Genomic DNA, 25,171 nt, shown 5'->3' on the forward strand with positions numbered 1-25,171 from the left:
CGTGGGCTCTCCCCTGCCGTCGGCGGGGGGACCCTCATCCTCCGCCTGCATCTGCACGCGCCAGAGCCCGCTCACTGATCCGGCCCTATCGACCGGACAGGACCTAGCACCCACCAGCCTCGCCGCTATGCGGTGAAGAACTCGGTCAGCAGCGGGGCCAGCACCTGCGGCGCCACCTCGTGCGTCTGGCCGGCGAGCGTCTGATGCCGGCCGCGCGGCAGGCACTCCGACACCGCGCGGGCCGTGTCCCGCAGCCAGTCAGGGCTCGCGCCGCCGTCCACGACCATCACGCGCTGGGCGATCGTACGCAGCTGCTCGACCGGCACCCGGCCGTTGCCCATCACCTCGTGGTCGTAGGGGAGGGTGTGGGACGCCGCTTCCAGCCCGGCCCACATCGGCGTCTGCCGCATCCCTTCGACCGCCTCCGGCGGCATCCCGGTCTCCGCCAGGAAGAGCGGCGAGCGCATCGCCGGGCCGCCCCTGCTCCACCAGCTCACGCAGCCGCGCGGTCCGGGCGGCGCGTTCCTCATGGGCCGCCGGGTCGGTCGTGAAGGGCGGCTCGTACGCCGAGACCTGGATGATCGGCAGCCCGGCGGCGGCCGCCTTCAGGGCCAGCGCCGCGCCCGACGACATACCGTGCACCGAGGCACTGCCGCCGGCCGCGGCGGTGACGGCGGCGAGGTCATCGATCTCGCGACCGCCGCTCGGCGCGGAACTCATCGCCCGGGCGCGAGAATCCTCCCGTCAGTCCTCGACGACCTCGGTGTCGTAGAAGCAGAAGTGCCCCTTGATCTCGGCAACATCGTCGATCGGCTCGAGGTAGGCCCAGACCAGATCGGGTACGTCCGGCAGGGACCAGTAGGAGGCGTCGCCCTTGAAGGGGCAGTGGGTGTGGTGCTCGGAAGGGGTGAGCAGTTCGGTGCGTACGTCCTCGGGCGGGAGGTAGTACCGGACCGGCAGGCCCGTTTCGCGCAGCAGCAGCGGTCGCCTGCTGTCCGCCAGCACCTGTCCGTCGCGCACGACGCGCACATGGGTCGTGCCCGGCTCCACCGTGATGCGATGTCCACCGCGTGTCTGTGTCATGGCAGTCACAGCGTCGGCGGGCGCGTGTGTTGTTCCCGGTCCGCCGCTCCGTACTCGCTGTGCCGTACGCGGACTGCACGGTGGCCTCATGAAACGCTTTCTGCCGCTGCCACTGACTGCCCTGGTGTTCTTCGGTCAGGAGGGTGTCCCGGCGCTCGCCCACCTGGAGGAGAGCGCAGGAGTGCGGTAGTGCGAGCATGTCCCGTATGGCCACACATCTGATCACCGGGGCAGGCTCCGGCATCGGCGCCGCCGTCGCGCGCCGCCTGCACGAGCGCGGCGACGAGCTGATCCTGCTGGCGCGCGACGCCGGCCGCGCGAAGGAACTCGCCGCCCAGTACGAGGGCGCCCGTACCCTCGTCGCCGACCTCTCCGACCCCGACCGCATCTCCAGGTCGCTCGGCATGCAGCCGATGCCCGACCACCTGGACTCCCTGCTGCACATCGCGGGCATCGTCGACCTCGGCCCGATCGCCGAGCTGCGGCCGAAGACCTGGCACCAGCAGCTCAACGCCAACCTGATTTCGCCCGCCGAACTGACCCGGCTCTTCCTGCCCCAACTGCGGGCCTCCCAGGGCCATGTGCTGTTCGTCAACTCGGGCGCGGGCCTCAAGGCCCATGCGGAATGGGGCGCTTACGCCGCCTCCAAGCACGGCCTCAAGGCGCTCGCCGACTCGCTGCGCGAGGAGGAGCACGCAGGCGGCGTGCGCGTGACCTCGGTGTACCCGGGCCGCACCGCCGGCCCGATGCAGGCCAAGGTGCACTCCCAGGAGGGCAAGGAGTACGACGCCTCCCGCTGGATCAGCCCGGAGTCGGTGGCCACGACGATCCTGACGGCGCTGGACCTGCCCCGGGATGCCGAGATCAACGACCTGACGGTGCGGCCGGGACGATGAACGCATTCCCCTGGGGCACCGCCACCGGCGTCGGGTCCATGCCCGGCGGTGACGCCCGCGAGGCCGCCAAGACCGTCGCCGGTTCCGTCGAGGACTTCCCCCACCTGCCCGAGCTCCCCGCCCGTGGGCCCGGTGCCGACATGATCGGGCGGAGCATCGGGCTGCTCGTCGAGATGTACGCGCATGTCGAGCCCAGCGCCTGGCGGGTCAGCGACCGGCCGGGGCGCGACACCCGGCGCGCCCACTCCTGGCTCGGCGAGGACCTCGACGCGCTGGAGGAGTTCACCCAGGGGTACGCGGGCGCGCTGAAGGTGCAGGCGGTGGGGCCCTGGACGCTCGCCGCCGCGCTGGAGCTGCGGGGCGGCGAGGCCGCGCTGGGCGACCCCGGCGCCGTACGGGATCTCGCGGGCTCGCTCGTGGAGGGGCTGCGGTCACATCTGGCGGACGTACGCCGCCGGGTGCCCGGAGCCCGCGTTGTGCTGCAGCTCGACGAGCCGTCGCTCACCGCCGTACTGCGCGGACAGATCAGGACCGCCAGCGGGTATCGCACGCACCGCGCGGTGGACCGCCAGATCGTCGAAGCAACGCTGCGGGACGTGATCGGGGTGAGCGACGATCCGGTGATCGTCCACTCCTGCGCGCCGGACGTGCCCTTCGCCCTCCTGCGCCGGGCAGGCGTCGCGGGCGTCTCGTTCGATGTCGGATTGCTCACCGAGCGTGATGACGAGGAGATCGGTGAGGCGGTGGAGGGCGGTACCAAGCTGTTCGCGGGCGTCGTGCCGTCCACCGACGCTCCATTGTCAGACCCTGCCGGTAGCGTCAGGGGTGTCAGGACGCTGTGGCGCAGGTTGGGGCTGAATCCGGGGACTCTCGCCGAGTCCGTCGTGATCACCCCGGCGTGCGGCCTCGCGGGTGCCTCGCCTGCGTACGCACGCGCGGCGCTCGCCCACTGCGTCCGGGCCGCGAGATCGCTCGCAGACAACCCTGAGTAACGGGAGGACGAGACGGTGGCTGTCGAACAGCAAGGGTCTGTGCCCGCCGAGGCACGGGAGAAGCATGCCCAGCTGGCCGAGCAGGTCGAAGAGCACCGCTTCCGGTACTACGTGAACGCCCAACCGGTCATCAGCGACGCCGAGTTCGACAAGCTGCTGCGCGAGCTGGAGGCGCTGGAGGACACGTATCCGGAGCTGCGTACGCCCGACTCGCCGACCCAGAAGGTCGCGGGGCAGTACGAGACGGAGTTCGGCGCGGTCGAGCACCGTGAGCGGATGCTCTCCCTCGACAACGCCTTCGACGAGGCGGAGCTCACCGCCTGGGCCGAGCGCATCGCGCGCGACCTCGGCTCGCAGGAATACCACTTCCTGTGCGAGCTCAAGGTCGACGGCCTCGCCGTGAACCTGACGTACGAGAAGGGCCGGCTGACCCGCGCGGCGACCCGGGGCGACGGCCGCGTGGGCGAGGACATCACCCCCAATGTCCGTACGATCTCCGACATTCCTGACAGATTGCAGGGCGACCGCATCCCGGATCTCGTGGAGATCCGCGGCGAGGTCTACTTCCCGATGGAGAAGTTCGAGGAGCTCAACGCCCGCCTGGTCGAGGCCGGTGACAAGCCCTTCGCCAACCCGCGCAACGCCGCGGCGGGTTCACTGCGCCAGAAGGACCCCAGGGTCACGGCGACCCGCCCGCTGCGCATGGTCGTGCACGGCATCGGCGCGCGCGAGGGATTCGACATCGAGCGCCTGTCGGGGGCCTACGACCTGCTGCGCGAGTGGGGCCTGCCCACCGCCCGGCACAACAAGGTCGTGGACTCGCTGGAGGATGTACGGGAGTTCATCGCCTACTTCGGCGAGCACCGCCACTCGGTGGAGCACGAGATCGACGGTGTGGTCGCCAAGCTCGACGAGATCCCGCTCCAGGGGCGGCTCGGCTCCACCTCGCGCGCGCCGCGCTGGGCGATCGCGTGGAAGTACGCCCCGGAGGAGGTCAACACCAAGCTGGTCAACATCCGCGTGGGCGTCGGCCGCACCGGGCGCGTCACGCCGTATGCGCAGGTCGAGCCGGTCACGGTCGCGGGCTCCGAGGTCGAGTTCGCCACCTTGCACAACCAGGACGTGGTCAAGGCCAAGGGCGTGTTGATCGGCGACACGGTGGTGCTGCGCAAGGCCGGCGACGTCATTCCGGAAATCCTCGGTCCGGTCGTGGATCTGCGGGACGGCAGCGAGCAGGAGTTCGTGATGCCGTCCGAGTGCCCCGAGTGCGGGACGGCACTGCGCCCGATGAAGGAGGCCGACGTCGATCTGCGCTGCCCCAACGCCCGCTCCTGCCCGGCCCAGTTGCGTGAACGTCTCTTCTATCTGGCCGGCCGCAAGTCGCTGGACATCGAGAACTTCGGCTACGTGGCGGCGGCCGCGCTCACCAAGCCGCTGGAGCCGCCGACTCCGCCGCTGACCGACGAGGGCGATCTGTTCGACCTCACCATCGAGCAGTTGTTGCCCATCAGGGCCTATGCCCTGGACCAGGACAGCGGACTGCCCAAGCGCGACCCGAAGACCGGGGAGGAGAAGAAGGCCAGGGTCTTCGCCAACCAGGAGGGCGAGCCGAGGAAGAACGCCCTGGCGATGCTGGAGAACATCGCGGCGGCCAAGGAGCGACCGCTGGCCCGGATCATCACGGGCCTGTCCATCCGTCATGTCGGCCCGGTCGCGGCCGAGGCGCTGGCCCGGGAGTTCCGGTCGATCGAGCGGATCGAGCAGGCCACCGAGGAGGAGCTGGCGGCGGTCGACGGCGTGGGCGACATCATCGCGGCCTCGGTCAAGCAGTGGTTCGCGGAGGACTGGCACCGCGAGATCCTGCGCAAGTGGCGGGCTGCGGGCGTCCGTATGGAGGAAGAGGGCGCGGGCGAGGACGAGGGGCCGCGGCCACTGGAAGGACTCACCGTCGTCGTCACCGGAACCCTGGAGAACTACACCAGGGATGGCGCAAAAGAAGCCCTCCAGAGCCTCGGAGCGAAAGTGGCCGGTTCCGTTTCGAAGAAAACGGCCTTCGTCGTGGTCGGGGACAACCCGGGTTCCAAGTACGACAAGGCGATGCAGTTGAAGGTGCCGGTCCTGGACGAGGAGGGCTTCGTCGTACTCCTCGAACAGGGCCCGGATGCGGCACGTGAGGCCGCTGTGCCTGCAGAGGCGTGACGGAGGGGGCGTGCGCGGGGCTTGGGAGGGGCTCGTACGGGGAGCCGGAGGGGGCGCACGGGACCGGAATCGGACGCCGGTTTCGGGCCTCGAACGACCGGTACAGGTCACCCGTTCAGCGCATACCAGATGGATAAGGGTGGCCGGGTCGCATTCGGGCAAGAGCTGTAGAGCGCTGCCCGTCCGAGCCCCCTGCGGCCTACTGTTGAGATGTGCGCCTGTCGTGCACGGCTGCGTGGTGGGATTTCAGTCGTGGTGGCATGACAACGGGAGCCATCGCGAGGCATCGGCACCGCCGGCTGTGAGAGGGACGGGAATGAAACCGACCGAGAGCACCGCCACGGTCTCACGGCCGCGTGGATTCGCGGCCCTTGCCGGTCTGACGCCGGGCCTGCCCGTCGCCGGCGTCGTATGTGCCGCCGTTCTGCTCACCCTTGGCGTCGTCAGCACCCTCAGGGAAGGCCGGGCGCTGTTTCCCGGCGCCACGGTGGGCTGGTCGCTCGCCGTCCTCACCGGGATCATCGTCGGGCATCTGGTCGCGCTCGGCCGGGACCGCTGGTGGGGCGGCACCGGCTCCGGCGCCGCCCTCACGCTCGCCGTCCTGCTGCTCTTCGGCTGGGTGCCGGCCGGACTGGTCAGCCTGGCCGTCGTGGCCCTGGTCGGCGCGGCCCGCAGACACCGCTGGCGCCAGGGCGTGTTGCACGGCTCCGTGGACATCATCGGCATCGGCGCCGCCGCCCTCGTCCTCGCCGTCTTCTCGGTGGAGCCGACCGTCGAAGAGCCATGGTCGCCACTCGAATGGAGTATCGCGACCGCGCCGGGCGTCGTCCTGGCGGCCACCGCCTATCTCGCGGTGACCCGGCTGCTCCTGTGGTATGTGCTGGCGCCGCAGGGCGGGGGCCTGCCCACCGTCGCCCGTACAGCCCTGCTCAGGCAAGGTCTCGTCGCCGTCGCTCTGCTCGGTATCGCCCCGCTGATCTGTGTGGTCGCGGTCGCCCTGCCGCTGATGCTGCCGCTGTTCGCCGTGCCGCTGATCGCCCTGGACTCCACGCTGTGGATCGCCCGGGCCAGAGCCGAGGAGCAGCTGCGCGACCCGCTGACCGGGCTGCCGAACCGGCAGTGGCTTCTTGAGCGGACCTGGTCGGCTCTGGAGGACGCGGAGGGCAGCGGTGCGCGTTCCGCTCTCGTACTGATCGACCTCGACCGCTTCCGTTCCGTCAATGACACGCTCGGCCATCTCGCGGGCGACCGGCTGCTGTTGCAGATAGCCGACCGGCTGCGACTCGCGCTGCCGCGCGGCGCGGAGGCGGCCAGGCTCGGTGGCGACGAGTTCGCCGTACTGCTCCCGACCGCGGACTCCACCACCAGCGCCCAGCGCGTCGCCCGGCATCTGGTGGCCGAGCTCTCCTCGCCGCTCGACCTCGACGGGCTCACGCTCGTCCTGGAAGCGAGTGCCGGCGTCGCCGTCTTCCCCGAGCACGCGCTGGACGCCGAGGGGCTGCTGCGGCGCGCGGACGTCGCGATGTACCAGGCGAAGCGGGACCGTACGGGCGTGGAGGTGTACGAGTCCAAGCGGGACAGCAACACCCCCGACCGGCTCGGCCTGCTGGGCGATCTGCGCCGGGCTCTGGACGCCGGCGACGTGGAGCTCCATTACCAGCCCAAGGTGCGCTTCGACGGTCATGTCGCGGGACTGGAGGCACTGGTCCGCTGGGTCCACCCGGAACGCGGCCGGGTCTCCCCGGACGAGTTCATCGCCATCGCCGAATCCTCCGGCCTGATGCCCCACCTGACGGAGTACGTGCTCGACACGGCCCTCGCCCAGGTGGCGAAGTGGCGCGCGCAGGGCCTGAACGTCCCGGTCGCCGTCAATGTCTCGCCGCGCGACGTCCACACCCCCGGCTTTGCCGGATCCGTCGCCGCCCGCCTCGCCCGGCACGGTGTCCCGGCGGGCTCCCTCCAGCTGGAGATAACGGAACACGTGCTGCTCGAGGACCCGCAGCGGGCCGCCGACACCCTCGCCGGGCTGACCGATCACGGCGTGAAGATGTCGCTGGACGACTTCGGCACCGGGTACTCCTCGCTGGTGCATCTGCGCCGTCTCCCCGTCAGCGAGCTCAAGATCGACCGCTCCTTCGTGGCCCGGCTCGCCGTCGACACCGAGGACGCGGAGATCGTCCGCTGCACCGTCGACCTGGCACACTCGCTCGGCCTGATGGTGGTCGCCGAGGGCGTCGAGGACGACGAGACCTGGGAGCGGCTGCGCGATCTGGGCTGCGACGCCGTACAGGGCTGGCTGGTCGCGGCCGCGATGCCGCCGCAGGAGACCACGGCATGGCTGCGGGCCAGGGGCGAGCGCGGCTGGCACCGCCCGGCGGAGCTGCCCGCCGAGTCGGATGCGGACGAGCCGTCCGGCCAGGTCGTTCCCTGACGCCGCGGGCCACGGCGGAAGCCGGGAGACGCCGAGGCCGCAGGGCAGGCGGGGCAATGGACGGGCGGTCCCCGGTCACCGTCCCCGCGGCCGGGAGAGGGCCCGGTCCGATGCCGGTGCAGGGCCGGGTTTGATGCCGGTGCAGGGCCCGGTCTCATAACCGTTTCGTGGGCAGGGGCCCGCGCCCCATAGGATTGGGGCCAAACACACCACTCACCCCTGAGGATCGCTGCATGCCTGGCATTACGCGCGAGGAGGTCGCCCACCTCGCCCGGCTGGCGCGTCTGGAGTTGTCCGGCGACGAGCTCGACCACTTCGCCGGACAGCTCGACGACATCATCGGCGCGGTCGCCCGCGTATCCGAGGTCGCCGACCAAGACGTACCCCCGACCTCGCACCCGCTGCCGCTGACCAATGTCATGCGCGCGGACGAGGTCCGTCCGTCGCTCACCCCCGAGCAGGCGCTCTCCTGCGCCCCGGCCCAGGAGCAGCAGCGTTTCAAGGTGCCGCAGATCCTGGGGGAGGACTAATCACCATGACGGACATCATCAAGCTCACCGCGGGCGAGATCGCGGCGAAGATCGCCGCCGGCGAGCTCACCGCCGTCGAGGTCACCGAGGCCCATCTGGCCCGGATCGAGGCCGTCGACGAGAAGGTGCACGCCTTCTTGCACATCGACCGTGCGGGCGCGCTCGCGCAGGCCCGCGCCGTCGACGCCAAGCGCGAGGCGGGCGAGAAGCTGGGCCCGCTGGCCGGCGTTCCGCTCGCGCTCAAGGACATCTTCACCACCGAGGGCATCCCGACCACGGTCGGTTCCAAGATCCTTGAGGGCTGGATCCCGCCGTACGACGCGACCCTGACGCGCAAGCTGAAGGAAGCCGACGTCGTCATCCTCGGCAAGACCAACATGGACGAGTTCGCCATGGGGTCCTCGACCGAGAACAGCGCGTACGGGCCGACCGGCAACCCCTGGGACCTGACCCGGATCCCCGGCGGCTCCGGTGGCGGATCCAGCGCCGCCCTCGCTTCGTACCAGGCCCCGCTCGCCATCGGCACGGACACCGGCGGCTCGATCCGCCAGCCCGCCGCCGTCACCGGCACGGTCGGCGTCAAGCCCACCTACGGCGGGGTGTCCCGGTACGGCATGGTCGCCTTCTCGTCCTCCCTCGACCAGGGCGGCCCCTGCGCCCGTACGGTCCTGGACGCGGCCCTGCTGCACGAGGTCATCGCCGGTCACGACCCGCTCGACTCGACGTCCATCGATGCCCCGGTCCCGCCGGTCGTCGAGGCCGCGAAGAACGGTTCCGTCGCCGGCATGCGCGTCGGTGTCGTCAAGCAGTTCCGCGGCGAGGGCTACCAGGCCGGTGTCGTGCAGCGCTTCGACGAGTCCGTCGCGTTGCTGCGCGGGCTGGGCGCCGAGATCGTCGAGCTGGACTGTCCGTCCTTCGACCTGGCGCTCTCCGCGTACTACCTGATCGCGCCGTCCGAGTGCTCCTCCAACCTGGCCCGCTTCGACGCCATGCGCTACGGCCTGCGGGTCGGCGACGACGGCACGAAGTCCGCCGAGGAGGTCACCGCGCTGACCCGTGAGGCGGGTTTCGGCGACGAGGTCAAGCGCCGCATCATGCTCGGCACATACGCGCTCAGCTCCGGTTACTACGACGCGTACTACGGCTCCGCGCAGAAGGTGCGCACGCTCATCACCAGGGACTTCGAGAAGGCCTTCGAGCAGGTCGACGTGATCGTCTCGCCGACCACGCCGACCACCGCCTTCCCGATCGGCGAGCGCGCCGACGACCCGATGGCGATGTACCTCGCGGACCTGTGCACCATCCCGACCAACCTGGCCGGCAACGCCGCGATGTCGCTGCCCTGCGGCCTCGCGCCGGAGGACGGACTGCCGGTCGGACTGCAGATCATCGCCCCCGCCATGAAGGACGACCGGCTGTACAAGGTCGGCGCGGCCGTCGAGGCTGCCTTCGTGGAAAAGTGGGGCCACCCGCTGCTCGAGGAGGCTCCGTCGCTGTGAGTAAGGCACTGACCAAGGCCAAGGGCTTCAAGAAGTCCAAGACCGGCACGTATCTGTCGATCGGCACCACCGCCTTCGGCGCGATCAACGTCGCCAAGCAGGCCAAGAAGGCCCGCAACGAGGGCGACACGCTCCGGCTGATCGACGCCGCCGTATCCGCTGCCGCCATCGTCACCGGCCTGGCCCTGCTCTACCGCGAGCTGAAGCGCCTGGGCGACGACGACGTCCTGCTGGGCTGAGAGGGAAAGTTTCACCGTGACCGTCACTGAACTGGTGTCGTACGAGGACGCCCTCGCTGCCTACGACCCCGTCATGGGCCTCGAGGTCCATGTCGAACTCGGCACCAAGACCAAGATGTTCTGCGGCTGCTCGACCGAGCTGGGCGCCGAGCCCAACTCGCAGACCTGCCCGACCTGCCTCGGCATGCCCGGCTCGCTCCCGGTCGTCAACGCGATCGGCGTCGAGTCGGCCGTCAAGATCGGCCTCGCGCTCAACTGCGAGATCGCCGAGTGGTGCCGCTTCGCCCGGAAGAACTACTTCTATCCGGACATGCCGAAGAACTTCCAGACCTCGCAGTACGACGAGCCGATCGCCTTCAACGGCTATCTGGACGTCCAGCTGGAGGACGGCGAGGTCTTCCGCGTGCAGATCGAGCGCGCGCACATGGAGGAGGACACCGGCAAGTCGACCCACGTCGGTGGTGCCACCGGCCGAATCCACGGCGCGTCCCACTCGCTGCTGGACTACAACCGCGCAGGCATCCCGCTGATCGAGATCGTCACCAAGCCGATCGAGGGCGCGGGAGAGCGTGCGCCGGAGGTCGCCAAGGCGTACGTGGCCGAGCTGCGCGAGCTCATCAAGGCGCTCGGTGTCTCCGAGGCGCGCATGGAGCAGGGCCAGATGCGGTGCGACGTGAACCTGTCGCTGCGCCCGCACGGCGTCGAGAAGTTCGGCACGCGCTCCGAGACGAAGAACGTCAACTCGCTTCGCAGCGTGGAGCGTGCGGCCCGGTTCGAGATCCAGCGGCACGCCGCGGTGCTCTCGTCCGGCGGCACGATCATTCAGGAGACCCGTCACTTCCACGAGGAGGACGGCTCCACGACGTCCGGCCGGGTGAAGGAAGAGGCCGAGGACTACCGGTACTTCCCGGAGCCCGACCTGGTGCCGATCGCGCCGCCGCGCGAGTGGGTCGAGGAGCTGCGGGCGACCCTGCCCGAGCTGCCGCGGGTCCGCCGGAACCGGCTGCGCGAGGAGTGGGGCGTCTCCGAGCACGACATGCAGTCGATCCTCAACGCGGGCGCGGTCGACCTGATCGTCGCCACGATCGAGGCGGGCGCGGACGCGGCGTCCGCGCGCAAGTGGTGGATGGGTGAGCTGGCCCGCCGCTCCAACGAGGACGGCGTCGAGCTCGCCTCGCTCCCGATCACGCCGGCGCAAGTGGCCCGGGTGGCCGCGCTGGTCGCTGCCGGCGACCTCAACGACAAGCTGGCCCGCCAGGTCATCGAGGGCGTCCTCGCGGGCGAGGGCGACCCGGACACCGTGGTCGAGAAGCGCGGCCTGAAGGTCGTCTCGGACGAGGGCGCGCTCGGCGCGGCCGTCGACGAGGCGATCGCGGGCAACGCGGCCATCGCCGACAAGATCCGCGGCGGCAAGGTCGCGGCGGTCGGCGCGCTGGTGGGCGCGGTCATGAAGACGACCCGCGGCCAGGCGGACGCGGCGCGGGTGAAGGAACTGATCCTGCAGAAGCTGGGCGTCGAGGGCTGACGCGAGGCGCTTGAGAGCAGACGGAGGCGGCTTTCACCGGAAGGTGCGGGCCGCCTCTGCTGTGGGCGGCGGGGCAAGGGTTCTGGGGGTGGCCGGTCCCGGCTCCGTCGAGCGCCGCGCCCACCAGTACGCCCGGCGCTCTGCTCGCGCTGCGTACGGCACCCGCCAGCCGGGCCCCGGGGTCCGCGGTCCGGCTCCGCCGGGGGCACGCGGTCGGCGGCGCGCGTTCGCACAATGCCGCGCTTACGCATCCGGACTGCGGGGCGACCGGTCCGTGCGCACATCGGCACCGCGGCCCGCTCAGTGGCGTATGCCCAAGCCCGGGAGCCACAGCTCGCCGCGGTCCTTGCAGCTCGCGTCCCTCGCGCGCAGTTCGTCCGGCTCCTTCGTGCCGCGGGCCCGCAGTTCCGTGATGGCCAGGTGGGCCACCGCGGAGGCCTCCTGGCGGTCCGGCTCCGGGAAGTCCGTCTGCCACCAGCCGCGGTCGCGGGACTGCCAGCCGCGTGAGTGCATCAGCTGAGCGCGCTCCGGGCTGTCCTCGCCGTCGCGGTCGTCGACCGAGATGTGCAGCCCGTCCTCCAGGGCGTACGAGATGAGCAGCTGCCGGCCACGGTCCGCCGAGCTGTACACGCTGAAGCTCGCCCAGTCGTCGCCGACCTGCACCGCCAGTTGCTCCACCCACGCCGCCAGGAGCAACTCCAGCGCGCTCTGGAAGTGCTCGAGACTGGACGCCAGCCGGCCGCCGGGCAGCTCGATGGGGCGCTCGCCCGGACCGCTGCGGTCCAACTGCCACGTGTACGGCAGCAGGTCGAAGTCGTGCGGCTCGCTCGCCGACCACGCCCCGCCCCACTCGAACGACCGCCGCTCATCGCCTTCCAGGGCGTCCGTGTGGTGGACCGACAGCTGGGTCCGGTGATAGGAGCTCGCGAGCAGGACCACTCTTCTGCCGTCCCGCCAGCGGACGTTGGGGCCCTCCGCCGAGCCGCCGTACAGCGTCGGCTCCCCGATCCGCGCCACTATCGCGCCGTACACCTGACGAAACGCCTCCCGCCGCTCGCGCAGCGAGGCCCCCGGCTCGTACGCGAGCACCTGAACAGGCTCGCTGCCGAAGTAGAGATCGGGCGCGTCATGGAACGCCTGGGCGAACTCCGCGGCGTCGCCAAGCGAAAGGATCGGTTGGTTGGTCCCCGTGTTTTCCATGTCACTCATCGTGCCAGCCGACAACGACAACGCCTGCCGCTCTCTTGGGGATTTACGCCTCCGGAACCTGTAGGGGCGAGTTCAGGACAGATTGAGGACGGATTCCGGACAGCGGCGCACCGCGTCGCGGACATCGTTGTCGCCCAACGGCCGCCGTACCAAGGTCCGCACCGGTTGGACTCCTTGTACGGGCTCTTGGACGTTCACCAGCGCGCCGTCCACGGGCCTTCCCGAGGCCATCCGGCCTGACTACATCCCGGGCAGCAACAGCGGAATCAGGAGGTTCACTTGGCCACGGACATGTCACGGCGGCGTCTGTTCGCACTCGGTACAGGCGCGATCGGCGCGGCGGCGGCCGGGTCGCTGATGCCGCCGTCCCTGCGGGCCGCGCTCGCCGCCGAGCCCGCATCGGGCGAGCGGGCACGCTGCCCGAGGTGTCGTATCTGGTGCCGTCCGCGGTCGACTCCGAGCACCCGAGCGTGTCCTCGCCGATCCACAGCAGGACGATTGCGTACAAGGTGCTCGACGCGATCGGCTCGCATCCCGACGTGTGGCGGCACACCGTCGTCCTGATCAACTACGACGAGAACGACGGCTTCTTCGACCACGTCCCGCCGCCCGTGCCGCCCGCCCACAACAAGGACGAGCGCTGGCAGGCGCTGCCGGCCGGGCTCGGCATCAGGGTGCCGATGCTGGTCCTCTCGCCCTGGTCGGTCGGCGGCCATGTCTGCTCCGAGGTCTTCGACCACTCCTCGGTGATCCGGCTGCTGGAGAAGTGGACGGGCGTCGAGGAACCGAACATCACCCCCTGGCGGCGCGCCGTCACCGGCGATCTCACCTCGGCCTTCGACTTCCGTCGCGGCAGGCCGCAGCCCGAGGTGGACCAGCCGGGCGCGATACCGCCGTTCACCGGCGCTGGCGGCCTGTGCCGCCGAAGGTGCGGCACATGCCCGTACAGGGGCAGGGGGTCCGTCCCGCGCGGCCGCTGCCGTACCAGCCCGACGCGCACGGCAGGGTCACGGGCGACGTCCTCACCGTCGAGCTCAGCAACAGCGGGCGCGCGAGCGCGCACTTCGCGCTGTATCCGTACGCCGGTGAGTTCCCCGTTCCGCAGCACAAGGACGTAAGGGGCAGGGCGCAGTGGTCGGTGCCTCTTACCGGGGCCACCGGGCCCGCCGGAGCCGCCAGGGACGGCTACCGCTTCACGATCACCGGACCCAACGGCTTCCGCCGCGAGTTCGCGGGCAGCGCGAGTGGTCCGGCGGAGGTCGCCACCTCCGTCGACCACCATCACCGCGATCTGCACCTCAGGCTTCGCAACGAGGGCAGCAACCCGGTCACGTTCACCATCCGCCCGCTGGCCTACGTCGACGAGGCCGACCTCCACGACTGGACCCGCACCATCACGGTCAAGGCGGGCCGCAGCCGCACCGTCGTGCACTCGGCGGCCGACGCGCACGGCTGGTACGACATCGAGGTGACCGCCGACCGGGACGAGCGCTTCCGGCGCCGTCTAATGGGTCACATCGAGAACGGGCGAGCGTGTCGGGCTGAGCCCCGGACGGAAAGAAGCGCAGCTGGCGAACGGTGTGCCGGGGTCCCCAGTCCATGTCCCGGGCTCTGGCGCATCGCTGTGAGTAAACCCACGAAACGGGCAAAGGATCACTATTGCCGGCCAGAGTGTCTCTTTCCAGGTCATGAGTTCTTTGCGGGCTGTTCCCGATCAAAGATCCACGAACCACCCAGGGAGCACGCACGTTGGCAGCCATCGCCCGGTGGTGCATCAAGCACCGCCTTGTCGTCGTCGTGCTCTGGCTCTTCGCTCTCGGCGGCGTGGCGACCGCGGCGGGCGTCGCGGGTTCGGCCTACTCCAACGACTACGGGGTCCCGGGCACCGAATCCGGCCGCGCCGCGGCCCTCCTGGAGGAGGGCTTCCACGGCCAGGGCGGCGACAGCGACACCATCGTGTGGCACACGGACACCGGCAGCGTCCGCGCCGGCGGCATCCACCAGCGGATGTCCGCGATGCTCCACGAGGTCGCCAGGCTCGACGGGGTCGCCTCCGTCGTCAGCCCGTACGGCAACGAGGGCGCCGGCCGGACCAGCCCCGACGGGCACACCGCCTACGCCACCGTCATCTTCGACCAGCAGGCCGACAACATTCCCAAGGCGCAGGCCGAGGCGGTCGTCGCCACCGCGAAAGCGGCCGAGACCGACGGGCTCCAGGTCGAGCTGGGCGGCAGCGCCATCGCGCTGACCGAGGGGTCGAGCGCACATGTGGCCGAGATCGTCGGCGTGGTCGTCGCCGCCGTCGTCCTCTTCCTCGCCTTCGGCTCGCTCGCCGCCAGCCTGCTCCCCATCGCCACCGCCCTCGTGTCGGTCGGCACAGCCTTCGCGGGCATCGTGCTCCTCGGGCATGTGATGACCGTCGCCGACTTCGCCCCCATGCTCGGCATGCTGGTCGGGCTCGGCGTCGGCATCGACTACGCGCTGTTCATCGTGACCAGACACCGCAAGGGCCTGCGGCGCGGACTGCCGGTGGCCCAAGCGGCCAGGGACGCCGTCGCCACCACCGGCCGCGCCGTCGTCTTCGCCGGCGCCACCGTCTGCATCGCGCTGCTCGGCATGCTCATCCTGCGGCTCAGCTTCCTCAACGGGGTCGCGATCGCGGCCTCTCTGACCGTCGTCCTCACCGTGGCTGCCTCGGTGACCCTGCTGCCCGCGCTGCTGTCCTTCATCGGCATGCGGGCGCTCAGCAAGCGTGAACGGCGTCGGCTCATCGAGCGCGGTCCGCAGCCCGAGCTGCCGACCGGCTTCGCCGCCCGCTGGTCCGCCTTCGTCGAACGCCATCCGAAGCTGCTCGGGGCCGTCGCCGCGGTGGTCATGCTGGTGCTTGCCCTGCCGACGTTCTCGCTCCACCTCGGCACCTCGGACCAGGGCAACGGCCCCTCCGCGGCGACCACCCGTCAGGCGTACGACCTGCTTGCGGACGGCTTCGGCCCGGGCGTCAACGGCCCGCTCACCCTCGTCGCCCATCTCGACGGCGCCGACGACCGGCTGGCCATGGACAAGGTGCCCGACGCCCTTCGGGGCGCCGGCGGCATCACATCCGTCGGCCCGGTCACGTACAACGGCAGCGGCGATACGGCGTTGCTCACCGCCGTACCGGACTCGGCACCCCAGTCGAACGCGACCAGTGAGCTCGTCGACCATCTGCGCGACGACGTCCTGCCCGCGGCGTCGGACGGCACCTCCCTCCAGGTGCACGTCGGCGGGGTGACGGCGAGCTACGACGACTTCGCCGGGATCATCGTCGGCAAGCTGCCGCTCTTCGTCGGCGTCGTCATCGCGCTCGGCTGTCTGCTTCTGCTGCTGGCCTTCCGCTCCATAGGCATCCCGCTGAAGGCCGCATTGATGAATGTGGCCGCCGTCGCCTCCTCCTTCGGGATCGTCGTCGCCGTCTTCCAGTGGGGGTGGGGCAGCGAGCTTCTCGGTCTCGGGCGGGCGGGCCCGATCGAGCCCTTCCTCCCGGTGATCATGGTCTCGGTGCTCTTCGGGCTCTCCATGGACTACCAGGTCTTCCTGGTCAGCCGGATGTACGAGGAGTGGCTGGAGACGGGCGACAACCGGCGGGCGGTACGGGTCGGCCTCGCCGAGACCAGCCGTGTGATCAACTCCGCGGCCGTGATCATGATTTCGGTCTTCCTCGCCTTCGTCCTCAGCGGCGATCGGGTCATCGCGATGTTCGGCATCGCACTGGCGGCGGCGGTCGCCCTGGACGCCTTTGTCCTGCGTACGCTCCTGGTGCCCGCCCTGATGCACATGCTGGGCGGCGCGAACTGGTGGCTGCCGCGCTGGCTGGACCGGCGGCTGCCGCGGATCAGCATCGAACCGCCCGAGTGCCGGGTGCATGCGAAGATCCCTGGGCAGCGCGCGAGCGAGGAGGGACAGCTCGTGCCGTAAACGGGCCGAAGGAGAACGATGTTCGCGATATCCCTGGGCGACGACGGAGCGGAACTGCGCCCTCTTGAGCCGTGGCAGGCCGAGGAGTTCCTCGCCCATGTGGACCGCGGGCGGGAGTTCATCGGCGAGTACATCGCCTTTGCGGCGGCTGCCGCGGATCTCGAATCGGCGCGTGCCCTCCTCCAGTCGTACGCGGACAAGCAGGCCGCGGACGGCGGTCGGATCTACGGGATCTGGCTGGACGGGACCCTCGTCGGCGGTGTGCTCTTCCGGATCTTCGAAGCCGCTCCGGGCAACTGCGAGGCGGGCTGCTGGCTGGAGCCGTCCGCTGCCGGGCGCGGGCTGGTCACACGGGCGGTACGGGTGCTGATCGACTGGGCCGTGGAGCAGCGCGGGATGTACCGGGTCGAGTGGGTGGCCGCCTCGGCGAACACGGCGAGCGTCAACGTCGCCAAGCGGCTGGGGATGACGCGGGAGGGCGTGCTGCGGGAGAACTATCCGTACCGGGGCGTGCGGCACGACATGGAGGTGTGGTCGGTGCTGGCGCCCGAGTGGCGGGAGCTGCGGTCGCAGGCCGGTCGTTAAGAGGACTCTCAGACAGGCCACCTAGCGTGCGGCGCATGAATCCCACCGACACCAAAGACACCACCGACACGACCGCACCCACCGAGGCGGCGGAGGCGACCGACACGACTGCCGGGCCGACGACTGCCGAGCCCACAGCCGACGGGCACGACGGGGAAGCCACCGGCACCGAGGAGACGCCACGCGCCTCATCGGGCCTCGGATCCGCCGCCGCGGGCGTCGTCGCGGCCGGTCTGGGCGTCGTGGCGCTCAGCGGCAGCTGGGTCGGGAGGGTCGCCGCCGAGCGGCAGACGCTGATCGGCCAGATCAAGACCTCGCAGGGCGGCACCCCGGCCCAGCAGATCTCGGCGGTCTACGGCGACGCCTGGCACACCACCGCCCTGGTCAACGGCGTCTTCGCGCTCCTCGCCCTGATCGTCGGCGCCACCGTGCTCGCCCTGCCGCAGAAGGCCGGCTGGGTGAGGGCATGCGCCGTGGCCGGCGTCGTGCTCGGCGCCCTGGGGATGATCGTCTCCGCCGGGATGTACTTCGACTTCTTCCTGGCACTGCCCAGTACCGGCTCCTGAGCCGCACGACTTCGGCGCACGGGTGCGGGCAGCCGGCCGCGGGCTTCACGGACACCATGAACACCGCACGCGCCACAGGCACCGCAGACCGGCGGCCAGGCAGTAGCCTTCCTCGGCCTCGCCACCTGCCTCATCACCCACCGACACGTCCAACACCTTGATCAGGACCTCTAAGGTCCCTCGGCAGGGGCCTTAGGCCGTAGGCGCAGGGACGCCCGGGCGTCTAAGGACCCCGCGCCCGCGAAGATGCGGAAGGCTCCCGATGTGGCAGACCCCCCTGGGGGACGAAAGTTGAGGCATCGCAAGACGCCAAGACGATCCACCACCAGGGAGTACGAGATGTTCCAGCACGAGATCCACAAGTTCCGCCAGGCCGAGCTCATCCGTCAGGCCGAGGCGGAGCGGCTCGCGCGGCAGGTGCGCAGGGCCCGCCGTGCTGCCAGACGAGCGGCCAAGGAATCAGGAGGGGGCCGGGTGAGTCCCGACAACTCCGGCTACGCACGCGCCGCATAAGCCGGCGGGACCTCGCGTGATGACTGTCATCCCGATCACCGGTGCCGCGTTGTCAGAGGGCTGTGCGATGCTCGGCGACGTGGAGACCACGTCAGTAAGCCCGGTGTTCGTCGGCCGCGCAGGCGAACTGGCCGCGCTCACCGGTGCGCTCGGCCGCGCCGCAGCGGGCGAGCCGCAGCCGTTGCTCGTCGGCGGTGAGGCCGGAGTCGGCAAGACCCGGCTCGTCGAGGAGCTGCTCGCCGAGGCGTGCCGCCGCGAGGCCGTCGTCGCGATCGGCAGCTGTGTCGAGATCGGCGCGGACGGGCTGCCGTTCGCACCCATCTCGACCGCGCTGCGCGCGCTCCACCGTCAACTGCCCCGGGAGCTCGCCGCGGCCGCCGCCGGTCAGGAGGACGAACTGGCGCGGCTGCTGCCCGAGCTGGGGGAGACCCCGCGCGGGGATCGCGGCCGGCATGACGAGGAGGGCACGGCCCGCCTCTTCGAGCTGACCGCGCGGCTCCTTGAGCGCGTCGCCGCGGACCGCACGGTCGTCCTGGTCCTCGAGGACATGCACTGGTCCGACGCGTCCACGCGCCACCTGCTCGCGTATCTCTTCCGCACGCTGCGCCGCGGCCGGCTGGTCGTGATCGCGACGTACCGCTCGGACGATGTCCACCGGCGCCATCCGCTGCGGCCGTTCCTGGCCGAGCTCGACCGGATGCGCACCGTCCAGCGCATCGAGCTGACCCGCTTCAACCGCGCCGAGGTCCACCGTCAGATGGCCGGCATCCTGGCCGTCGAGCCCGAACAGGCCATGGTGGACCGGGTCTTCCAGCGCTCGGACGGCAATGCCTTCTTCGTCGAGGAGCTGGCCTGCAGCATCACCGAGGACGGCTGCTCCAAGGGCCTGCCGGACACGCTGCGCGACATCCTTCTCGTCCGCGTCGAGGCGCTGCCGGAGGACGCCCAGCGGGTGGCTCGCATAGTCGCGGAGGGCGGCTCGACCGTGGAGTACGGTCTGCTGTTCGCCGTCGCCCGGCTCGGTGAGGACGACCTCATCGAGGCTCTGCGGGCCGCGGTCGGGGCGAACATCCTGTTGGCCACGCCCGACGGAGGCGGCTACCGCTTCCGGCACTCCCTCGCACGCGAGGCCGTCAGCGACGATCTGCTGCCCGGTGAGCGCTCCCGGCTCAACCGGCGGTATGCGCAGTCGCTGGAGGCCGACCCGTCGCTCGTCCGGTACGAAGAGCGGGCGATGCGGCTTGCGACGTACTGGTACCACGCGCATGACGCCGCAAAGGCGCTGCCCGCCGTGCTGAGCGCCTCCGTCGAGGCGCGCCGACGCCACGCGTACTCCGAGCAACTGCGGCTGCTGGAGCGGGCGATGGAACTGTGGGACGACGCGCCCGATGACGTGCGGGGCGAGCTGCGGCCCGTCGACTACGCGGAGGCGTACCCCCCGTGCGCCTGCGGCAGCTGCGATCCCGCCACCACGCCGCTGAGCTTCCTCGACCTGATGGCGGAGGCGGCAGTCGCGGGCCGACTCAGCGGTGAGCGGGAACGCGCACTGAAGATCACCAAGCGCGGGCAGCGGCTGGCGGAGGCGGACGACGACGCGCTGCGCGCCGCCTGGTTCTCCGTCCAGCGCTCCAGGCTGGTCTCGTCGCTGGGCCGCGGCGACGGCTGGGCGGAGCTCGCGGCCGCACAGGAGCTGGTGCGCGGACTGCCGCCGTCCGCCGTCCATGCGGACGTGCTCGCGGAGGCGGCGAGCTGGGGGATGGTGCACGATCCCGGACCGGGGAGCCTGGCGACCGCCGAGCTCGCCGTCGAGTACGCGCGCATGGTCGGCAAGGAGGACAACGAACTGCGTGCGCGCCTCACCCTCGGCAGCCTGATGGTCGACGCGGGCCATGTCGAGGAGGGGCTCGCGGAGATGTACGCGGTCAAGGAGCGGGTGGTCTCCCTCTCCCTCGAGCTGCCCTCACTCGTGGGGCGCACCCATGTGAATCTGCCGTCCGTGCTGGAGGGGGTCGGCCGCTCGCTGGAGTCCGTGGAGGTCCTCACCGAGGGGCTCGAACTCTCCCGCCACTACGGCCTGTTGGACACCGAGGCGTGGGTCCTGAACAACCTGTCCGAGTCGTACCACTCGCTCGGGCGCTGGGACGAGTCGGCCGAGGCGGCGGCCCGGGCGGGGCGGATAGCGCTGAGCCCCAAGCCCCGCGGGTACGCCGCGATCCGGTGCGCCGGACATGCCCTGGACCGGGGCGATGTGGCCAAGGCGTCGGAGCATCTGAACGCGGCGCGCGAGCACTTCGGCCCCCATGACCCGATGCCGCAGAGCAACCTCCCGCTGAACACGCTCGCGCTGAGCATCGCGGCGGCACAGGGGCGTGTGCTGGACGCGCGGGCGGAGTTCGAGCGGGCGGCGACCGGGGGCTTCCCGGCGGGCACCCAGCGGTACGCGTGGCCGCTGCTGCGGGCCGCGGCCACGCTGGAGGCGGACACACGCGGCCTGCCCGCAGCGGAGACGGGCCGCGCCGAGGCGCTCGAACGCATCCGCAAGGCGGCGAGAGGGCTTGTCACCGCGGTGCCGGTGTGGGTGGCCCACGAACGCTGGGTCCGCGCCGAACTGCTGCGCGCGGACGGCAAGGACACGGCCGCCGACTGGGCGGAGGCGGGCGCTGCCTTCGAGGCGGTGGACCGCCCCTACGACCTGGCGAGGGTCCGCCACCGCTGGGCGGAGGCGCTTCTCCAGTCGGACCGCGCGCTGGCGGGGGATTTGCTGCGCCAAGCGGCCGCGACGGCCCAGCAGTTGGGTGCGCGTCCCCTGTCCGAGGACATCGCCCTGCTGGCCCAGCGCGCCCGCATCTCCCTGATGGACGCCCCCACCCCGCCGACCGCCGCCCCGGCACCGGGCCCGGTGCTCGGCCTGACCCGCCGCGAGGAGGATGTGCTGCGCCTGGTGGCGGCGGGTCGCAGCAACCGCCAGATCGCGGAGGAGTTGTTCATCTCCCCGAAGACCGCGAGCGTCCACGTCTCCAACATCCTGTCCAAACTGGGCGTCTCGGGCCGGGGCGAGGCGGCAGCGATGGCCCACCGGCTGCGCCTGTTCCCGCCCTCGGGAGACCCGACCCCCCACCCCGCGGCCTCGGCCTGACGACGCGCCGGGACCGCGTCCGCGCCAGACCGCGGCGCCGGTCGTCAGGACGTGTCCTCGTCCTTCGGAGGGCGAATCGTGACCTTGCCGGAGGCCAGGTCTATCGGGCCGCGGCTCGGGTCGTTGTCGCCAATGTCGACCCTCGTCAGGGCCAGGCGGTTGTGCTCATCGTCGGTGTGTTTGCGGCCCGGTGCGAACAATTCCTCGAAGGCGTTGAACACAAGCCGTTCACCCCCTACTTCACCTCCAGCTGGAGGATCTTGTCGTCCCCCGGCTCGGGTGTACCCCGGGTGTCGGTCTCACTCGTGACGAGCCAGACCTTGGCGCCGCCCGCCGACAGGACCGTGCGCAGGCGGCCGTACGTCCCCTTCAGAAACGCCTGGGGCGGCGCCGAAGGTTCCGTGCCCGCCAGCGGGATGCGCCAGAGCCGCTCACCCTTCAGCGACGCCATCCAGATCGAGCCCTCGGCGTATGCGATGCCGCTCGGCGACGCGTCCGCCGTCTTCCACTGGGCAACGGGGTCGACGAAGCCCGGCTTGCCGCCCTTGCCCTCCACCTCTGGCCAGCCGTAGTTCTTGCCCGGTTCGATCAGATTGAGCTCGTCCCAGGTGTCCTGGCCGAACTCGGCGGCCCACAGGCGTTTGTCGGAGTCCCAGGCCAGCCCCTGCACATTGCGGTGGCCCCATGAGTAGACGACCGAGTCCGCCTCCGGATTGCCGTGCACCGGCCGGCCGTCGGGGGTCATCCGCAGGATCTTGCCGCCGAGCGACTTCTTGTCCTGCGCGAGCTCCCTGTCACCAGTCTCACCCGTGCCCGCGTAGAGCATCTTGTCCGGGCCGAAGGCGATCCGCCCGCCGTTGTGGACGGCCCCCTTGGGGATGCCCCTCAGGATCGTGTCCGGTGCGCCCAGTTGCTGGCCGGCCGGCTTCTGCTCGTCGTAGAGCATGCGGGCGATGCGGTTGTCCGACTCCGTCGTGAAGTACGCGTACACCTGGTGGTCGGAGGCGAAGGACGGGGAGACGGCCAGGCCGAGGAGTCCGCCCTCGCCGCCCGGGGAGACGCCGGGCACGGAGCCGATCTGGGTCTGCTTGCCGGTCTCCGTGTCGACCCGGGTGATCGTCCCCTCGTCACGCGAGGCGACCAGCAGATCACCGTCGGGCAGCGCGGCGACGCCCCACGGCGACTTCAGGTCCTCGGTCAGCGTGGACGCGACCTTCACCGACCCCTTCGCGGGAGGGCCCGTGGGACTCGGTGAGCCGCCCGGGCCGGATGCGGAAGGGCTCCGGGTGGCCGATGCAGCTCCCTGACCGACCGGTGCCTTGTCGCCGCCGGACGAGCACCCGGCCGCGAGCAGAAGCACGGCGGCGGCCAACACGGCTGTCACAGCAGGACGTTGCACAGTTCTGATCCCTTCGACGGCTTCATGATCTGCCCGACTACTGTTCTTACACCGCTCACGGCTCCGGGGTTCCCGATCTCAGGTTCCCGATCCCGCCCGCGATCTCAGTCCCAGGATCCCCGCGCCCGCGGCAGCCCCGCCACTTCAGCCACGTCCCGCGCCGTCAGCCCGAGCCCCGCCGCGGCCGCGTTCTCCGCCGCCCACTCCTCGTGCTTCGTCCCCGGCACGGCCACCACATGCCGCCCCTGCGCCAGCACCCACGCCAGCGCCACCTGCCCCGGCGTCACACTCGGGCCGTGCTGCCCGGCGATCCTCCGGAGCCCCGCCACCACCGGCTGGTTCGCGGCCATCATCTCCGCCGTGAACCGCGGGTGGCGCGCCCGCACATCGTCCGGCTCGAAGCCCTGCCCGGGCGTCAGCTTCCCCGTGAGAAAGCCGTTCCCGAGCGGCATCGCCGCCAGATACCCCACGCCACGCGCCTCGCACCACGGCACCAGTCGCTCCAGCGCCTCCGGCGACCACACCGACAGCTCCGCCTGCACCGCGCTCACCGGAAAGACCTGTTGCACCCGCTCCAGCTGCCGGATCGTTCCGTCGTGCAGATGCGCCCCCGCGCGAGCCCCCGAACCCCCCGAAGCCCCGGCGCGAGCCCCCCACGCCCCCGGAGCCCCCGCACGAGCTCCCGCAACCCTCAAAGCCTCCGCACGAGCTCCCGACGCCCCCGAAGTCCCGGCACGTGCTCCCGACGCCCCCGCCGTACCCGCACGTGCCCCCGAGCGCGCCCCCGGGCGCCGGGACGCACGCGCCTCCACCGCGCAGAACCCCAGCGCTCGCACCTTCCCGGCCGTCACCAGCTCCGCCATCGCGCCCCAGGTCTCCTCGACCGGTACCTCAGGGTCCGCGCGGTGCAGCTGATAGAGGTCGATCACATCGGTCCCCAGCCGCCGCAGCGAGGCGTCACAGGCCCGCTTCACATACCCCGGCCGCCCATTGGCGACCACATGCTGATCGCCGACGAGCAGCCCGACCTTCGTCGATACGAAGGCATCCCGGCGCCGCTCCTTCAGCACCCGCCCGATCAGCAGCTCATTGGTGAAAGGCCCGTACATATCGGCCGTGTCCAGCAGGCTGGAGCCGGCATCCAGCGCGGCGTGCACCGTACGCAGCGACCGGTCGCTGCGCTGCTGGGAGCTGCTGTACGCCCAGCTCATCGGCATACAGCCGAGCCCGATCGCGCCCACTTCGAGGGCCGCCGCACCGATTGTCCTGCGCTCCAACTGCCCGTACTCCTCCCTTGGCCGCTGACCAAACTAACCAATGCGGACCGCCGGGATGCGCCCAGCCTCGTGAGGATTAGCCTCCTGACCATGACTGCAGACGTGTGGCTCCCGATTCCGGCCGACGAGATCGAGGGGCTTCCCACCCCCTCCGACACGGGCCTCACCTACCTCTTCTGGGACGGTGATCCGGACTTTCCCGGTGACCCCGCCGACTGTGTCTTCTACGCCGTCCCCTACATGAAGGGCATGGAGACCGCGGTCCGCCCGCTGGCCGCCATGACGTCCGTACGCGTCGTCCAGACGCTCTCCGCCGGAATCGACCACGTCGAACCCGGGCTCGGCTCGCTTCCCGCCGGCGTACGCCTGTGCAACGCCAAGGGAGTCCACGAAGCCTCCACCGCGGAGCTCACGCTCGCCCTGATCCTCGCCTCGCTGCGCGGCTTTCCCGGCTTCGTACACGGCCAGGACAAGGAGGAATGGCGCGCCGGCTTCTATCCGGCGCTCGCCGACAAGTCGGTGCTCATCGTCGGATACGGATCGATCGGCGCCGCGATCGAGGACCGGCTCGCACCGTTTGAATGCGCGCGGGTGGCGCGCGTCGCGCGCTCTGCCCGCGCCACGGAGCGCGGCGAAGTGCGCGCACTCACCGATCTGCCCGCCCTGCTTCCGGATGCGGATGTGGTGATCCTTTCGACCCCGCTCACCGAGCAGACGAAGGGCCTGGCGAACGCCGGATTCCTGGCCCGGATGAAGGACGGCGCACTTCTGGTGAACGTCGCGCGCGGTCCCGTCGTGGACACCAAGGCCCTGCTCGCCGAGGTGGAGAGCGGACGTCTGACCGCCGCGCTCGATGTCACCGACCCCGAGCCACTGCCGGCGGGACACCCGCTCTGGCACGCCCCGGGCGTCCTCATCAGCCCCCATGTGGGCGGCTCCACCTCCGCGTTCATGCCGCGCGCCAAGCGGCTGCTGGCCGGACAAATCACCCGGTTCGCCGCAGGAGAGCCGGTGCGCAACGTGGTGTTCACGACGGAATAGCCACGCGACCCACCCCTCTTCCGGCACTCTGTGAAGTCACCCGGATGCACCGCGTGCCGACATTGGTATTCATCGTCACGGAGAGTAGAGGAGCTAT

General features: G+C 70.9%; 20 protein-coding genes and 2 pseudogenes. 15 read left to right on the top strand and 7 right to left on the bottom strand.

Features of this window, described 5'->3' with window-relative positions; all coding sequences use genetic code 11:
• Nucleotides 1–125: 125 nt before the first annotated feature.
• Both ACQEVG_RS27225 and ACQEVG_RS27230 read right to left on the bottom strand, forming a co-directional pair.
• Nucleotides 126–530 carry a hypothetical protein gene (locus tag ACQEVG_RS27225; RefSeq protein ID WP_432988506.1) on the bottom strand — a complete coding sequence of 135 codons (405 nt, stop codon included), beginning with the start codon at nucleotides 528–530 and terminating at the stop codon, nucleotides 126–128.
• A gap of 214 nt (nucleotides 531–744) precedes the next feature.
• Nucleotides 745–1,083: a DUF427 domain-containing protein gene (locus tag ACQEVG_RS27230; protein ID WP_432988508.1), complete on the bottom strand. Its 339-nt coding sequence runs from the start codon at nucleotides 1,081–1,083 to the stop codon at nucleotides 745–747.
• Nucleotides 1,084–1,289: 206 nt separating this feature from the next.
• Between ACQEVG_RS27230 and ACQEVG_RS27235 the strand changes: the two genes are divergently transcribed.
• The 8 genes from ACQEVG_RS27235 (at nucleotide 1,290) to gatB (ending at nucleotide 11,394) form a co-directional block, all read left to right on the top strand.
• Nucleotides 1,290–1,979, top strand: coding sequence for an SDR family oxidoreductase (locus ACQEVG_RS27235; RefSeq protein ID WP_432988510.1), 690 nt, complete (start codon nucleotides 1,290–1,292; stop codon nucleotides 1,977–1,979).
• Entirely contained in the window at nucleotides 1,976–2,971 is a 996-nt protein-coding gene (locus ACQEVG_RS27240) for a methionine synthase (RefSeq protein WP_432988512.1), read from the top strand. Before ACQEVG_RS27235 ends, ACQEVG_RS27240 begins: the two co-directional genes overlap by 4 nt.
• A 15-nt stretch (nucleotides 2,972–2,986) precedes the next feature.
• Nucleotides 2,987–5,170 (top strand): NAD-dependent DNA ligase LigA, encoded by a 2,184-nt coding sequence (ligA, locus tag ACQEVG_RS27245; RefSeq protein WP_432988514.1) that lies wholly within the window; start codon nucleotides 2,987–2,989, stop codon nucleotides 5,168–5,170.
• A gap of 316 nt (nucleotides 5,171–5,486) precedes the next feature.
• The gene (locus ACQEVG_RS27250; RefSeq protein ID WP_432988516.1) at nucleotides 5,487–7,601 is read left to right on the top strand and encodes a putative bifunctional diguanylate cyclase/phosphodiesterase; all 2,115 of its coding nucleotides are present in this window, start codon (nucleotides 5,487–5,489) and stop codon (nucleotides 7,599–7,601) included.
• A 233-nt stretch (nucleotides 7,602–7,834) separates the two neighbouring features.
• A complete protein-coding gene (gatC, locus tag ACQEVG_RS27255; RefSeq protein ID WP_360881180.1) occupies nucleotides 7,835–8,131 on the top strand; it encodes an Asp-tRNA(Asn)/Glu-tRNA(Gln) amidotransferase subunit GatC in 297 nt (98 codons plus the stop codon).
• Between the two features lie 5 nt (nucleotides 8,132–8,136).
• Nucleotides 8,137–9,630, top strand: a complete 1,494-nt coding sequence (gene gatA, locus ACQEVG_RS27260; RefSeq protein WP_432988518.1) for an Asp-tRNA(Asn)/Glu-tRNA(Gln) amidotransferase subunit GatA — start codon at nucleotides 8,137–8,139, stop codon at nucleotides 9,628–9,630.
• Entirely contained in the window at nucleotides 9,627–9,869 is a 243-nt protein-coding gene (locus tag ACQEVG_RS27265; RefSeq protein ID WP_432988520.1) for a hypothetical protein, read from the top strand. Before gatA ends, ACQEVG_RS27265 begins: the two co-directional genes overlap by 4 nt.
• A 16-nt stretch (nucleotides 9,870–9,885) precedes the next feature.
• Complete coding sequence (gatB, locus tag ACQEVG_RS27270; RefSeq protein ID WP_432988522.1) at nucleotides 9,886–11,394, top strand: Asp-tRNA(Asn)/Glu-tRNA(Gln) amidotransferase subunit GatB; 1,509 nt, start codon at nucleotides 9,886–9,888, stop codon at nucleotides 11,392–11,394.
• Nucleotides 11,395–11,694: 300 nt separating this feature from the next.
• Here the strand turns inward: gatB and ACQEVG_RS27275 are convergent, their stop codons facing one another.
• Together ACQEVG_RS27275 and ACQEVG_RS27280 are read right to left on the bottom strand one after the other, a co-directional pair.
• Complete coding sequence (locus ACQEVG_RS27275; RefSeq protein ID WP_432988524.1) at nucleotides 11,695–12,594, bottom strand: hypothetical protein; 900 nt, start codon at nucleotides 12,592–12,594, stop codon at nucleotides 11,695–11,697.
• A 284-nt stretch (nucleotides 12,595–12,878) separates the two neighbouring features.
• Nucleotides 12,879–13,067, bottom strand: a complete 189-nt coding sequence (locus ACQEVG_RS27280) for a hypothetical protein (RefSeq protein ID WP_432988526.1) — start codon at nucleotides 13,065–13,067, stop codon at nucleotides 12,879–12,881.
• On the opposite strand from ACQEVG_RS27280, the pseudogene ACQEVG_RS27285 reads away from it, so the two are divergent.
• The 6 genes and pseudogenes from ACQEVG_RS27285 to ACQEVG_RS27310 form a co-directional block, all read left to right on the top strand.
• Nucleotides 13,011–14,137, top strand: a pseudogene (locus ACQEVG_RS27285) (alkaline phosphatase family protein); the annotation flags it as partial. The gene ACQEVG_RS27280 and the pseudogene ACQEVG_RS27285 sit on opposite strands and share 57 nt — an antisense overlap.
• 215 nt (nucleotides 14,138–14,352) lie before the next feature.
• Nucleotides 14,353–16,625 (top strand): annotated as a pseudogene (locus ACQEVG_RS27290) (MMPL family transporter).
• Nucleotides 16,576–17,142 (top strand): GNAT family N-acetyltransferase, encoded by a 567-nt coding sequence (locus ACQEVG_RS27295; RefSeq protein WP_432988528.1) that lies wholly within the window; start codon nucleotides 16,576–16,578, stop codon nucleotides 17,140–17,142. Before ACQEVG_RS27290 ends, ACQEVG_RS27295 begins: the two are co-directional and overlap by 50 nt.
• 35 nt (nucleotides 17,143–17,177) lie before the next feature.
• Nucleotides 17,178–17,708, top strand: coding sequence for a hypothetical protein (locus ACQEVG_RS27300; RefSeq protein ID WP_432988530.1), 531 nt, complete (start codon nucleotides 17,178–17,180; stop codon nucleotides 17,706–17,708).
• A gap of 339 nt (nucleotides 17,709–18,047) precedes the next feature.
• A complete protein-coding gene (locus ACQEVG_RS27305; protein ID WP_432988532.1) occupies nucleotides 18,048–18,221 on the top strand; it encodes a hypothetical protein in 174 nt (57 codons plus the stop codon).
• 19 nt (nucleotides 18,222–18,240) lie between these two features.
• On the top strand, nucleotides 18,241–21,357 hold the full coding sequence (locus ACQEVG_RS27310; protein WP_432988534.1) for a helix-turn-helix transcriptional regulator: 3,117 nt from the start codon (nucleotides 18,241–18,243) through the stop codon (nucleotides 21,355–21,357).
• Nucleotides 21,358–21,401: 44 nt separating this feature from the next.
• On the opposite strand, the gene ACQEVG_RS27315 is transcribed toward ACQEVG_RS27310, so the two are convergent.
• The 3 genes from ACQEVG_RS27315 to ACQEVG_RS27325 form a co-directional block, all read right to left on the bottom strand.
• Entirely contained in the window at nucleotides 21,402–21,578 is a 177-nt protein-coding gene (locus tag ACQEVG_RS27315; RefSeq protein ID WP_432988536.1) for a DUF6191 domain-containing protein, read from the bottom strand.
• A gap of 14 nt (nucleotides 21,579–21,592) precedes the next feature.
• The gene (locus ACQEVG_RS27320; protein WP_432988538.1) at nucleotides 21,593–22,741 is read right to left on the bottom strand and encodes a PQQ-dependent sugar dehydrogenase; all 1,149 of its coding nucleotides are present in this window, start codon (nucleotides 22,739–22,741) and stop codon (nucleotides 21,593–21,595) included.
• 119 nt (nucleotides 22,742–22,860) lie between these two features.
• The gene (locus tag ACQEVG_RS27325; protein ID WP_432988540.1) at nucleotides 22,861–24,033 is read right to left on the bottom strand and encodes an aldo/keto reductase; all 1,173 of its coding nucleotides are present in this window, start codon (nucleotides 24,031–24,033) and stop codon (nucleotides 22,861–22,863) included.
• 102 nt (nucleotides 24,034–24,135) lie between these two features.
• Between ACQEVG_RS27325 and ACQEVG_RS27330 the strand changes: the two genes are divergently transcribed.
• Nucleotides 24,136–25,074 (top strand): 2-hydroxyacid dehydrogenase, encoded by a 939-nt coding sequence (locus tag ACQEVG_RS27330; protein WP_432992932.1) that lies wholly within the window; start codon nucleotides 24,136–24,138, stop codon nucleotides 25,072–25,074.
• Nucleotides 25,075–25,171: the final 97 nt, after the last annotated feature.

It is taken from the genome of Streptomyces sp. CA-135486, from assembly GCF_050936555.1.
Taxonomy (GTDB): Bacteria; Actinomycetota; Actinomycetes; order Streptomycetales; family Streptomycetaceae; genus Streptomyces.

Bases quoted from the DNA above. Each gene is read 5' to 3' on its own strand.
- ACQEVG_RS27225 (WP_432988506.1), bottom strand. From the start codon at position 530: ATGAGGAACGCGCCGCCCGGACCGCGCGGCTGCGTGAGCTGGTGGAGC.
- ACQEVG_RS27230 (WP_432988508.1), bottom strand. From the start codon at position 1,083: ATGACACAGACACGCGGTGGACATCGCATCACGGTGGAGCCGGGCACG.
- ACQEVG_RS27235 (WP_432988510.1), top strand. From the start codon at position 1,290: ATGGCCACACATCTGATCACCGGGGCAGGCTCCGGCATCGGCGCCGCC.
- ACQEVG_RS27240 (WP_432988512.1), top strand. From the start codon at position 1,976: ATGAACGCATTCCCCTGGGGCACCGCCACCGGCGTCGGGTCCATGCCC.
- ACQEVG_RS27250 (WP_432988516.1), top strand. From the start codon at position 5,487: ATGAAACCGACCGAGAGCACCGCCACGGTCTCACGGCCGCGTGGATTC.
- gatC (WP_360881180.1), top strand. From the start codon at position 7,835: ATGCCTGGCATTACGCGCGAGGAGGTCGCCCACCTCGCCCGGCTGGCG.
- gatA (WP_432988518.1), top strand. From the start codon at position 8,137: ATGACGGACATCATCAAGCTCACCGCGGGCGAGATCGCGGCGAAGATC.
- ACQEVG_RS27275 (WP_432988524.1), bottom strand. From the start codon at position 12,594: ATGGAAAACACGGGGACCAACCAACCGATCCTTTCGCTTGGCGACGCC.
- ACQEVG_RS27295 (WP_432988528.1), top strand. From the start codon at position 16,576: ATGTTCGCGATATCCCTGGGCGACGACGGAGCGGAACTGCGCCCTCTT.
- ACQEVG_RS27300 (WP_432988530.1), top strand. From the start codon at position 17,178: ATGAATCCCACCGACACCAAAGACACCACCGACACGACCGCACCCACC.
- ACQEVG_RS27305 (WP_432988532.1), top strand. From the start codon at position 18,048: ATGTTCCAGCACGAGATCCACAAGTTCCGCCAGGCCGAGCTCATCCGT.
- ACQEVG_RS27310 (WP_432988534.1), top strand. From the start codon at position 18,241: ATGACTGTCATCCCGATCACCGGTGCCGCGTTGTCAGAGGGCTGTGCG.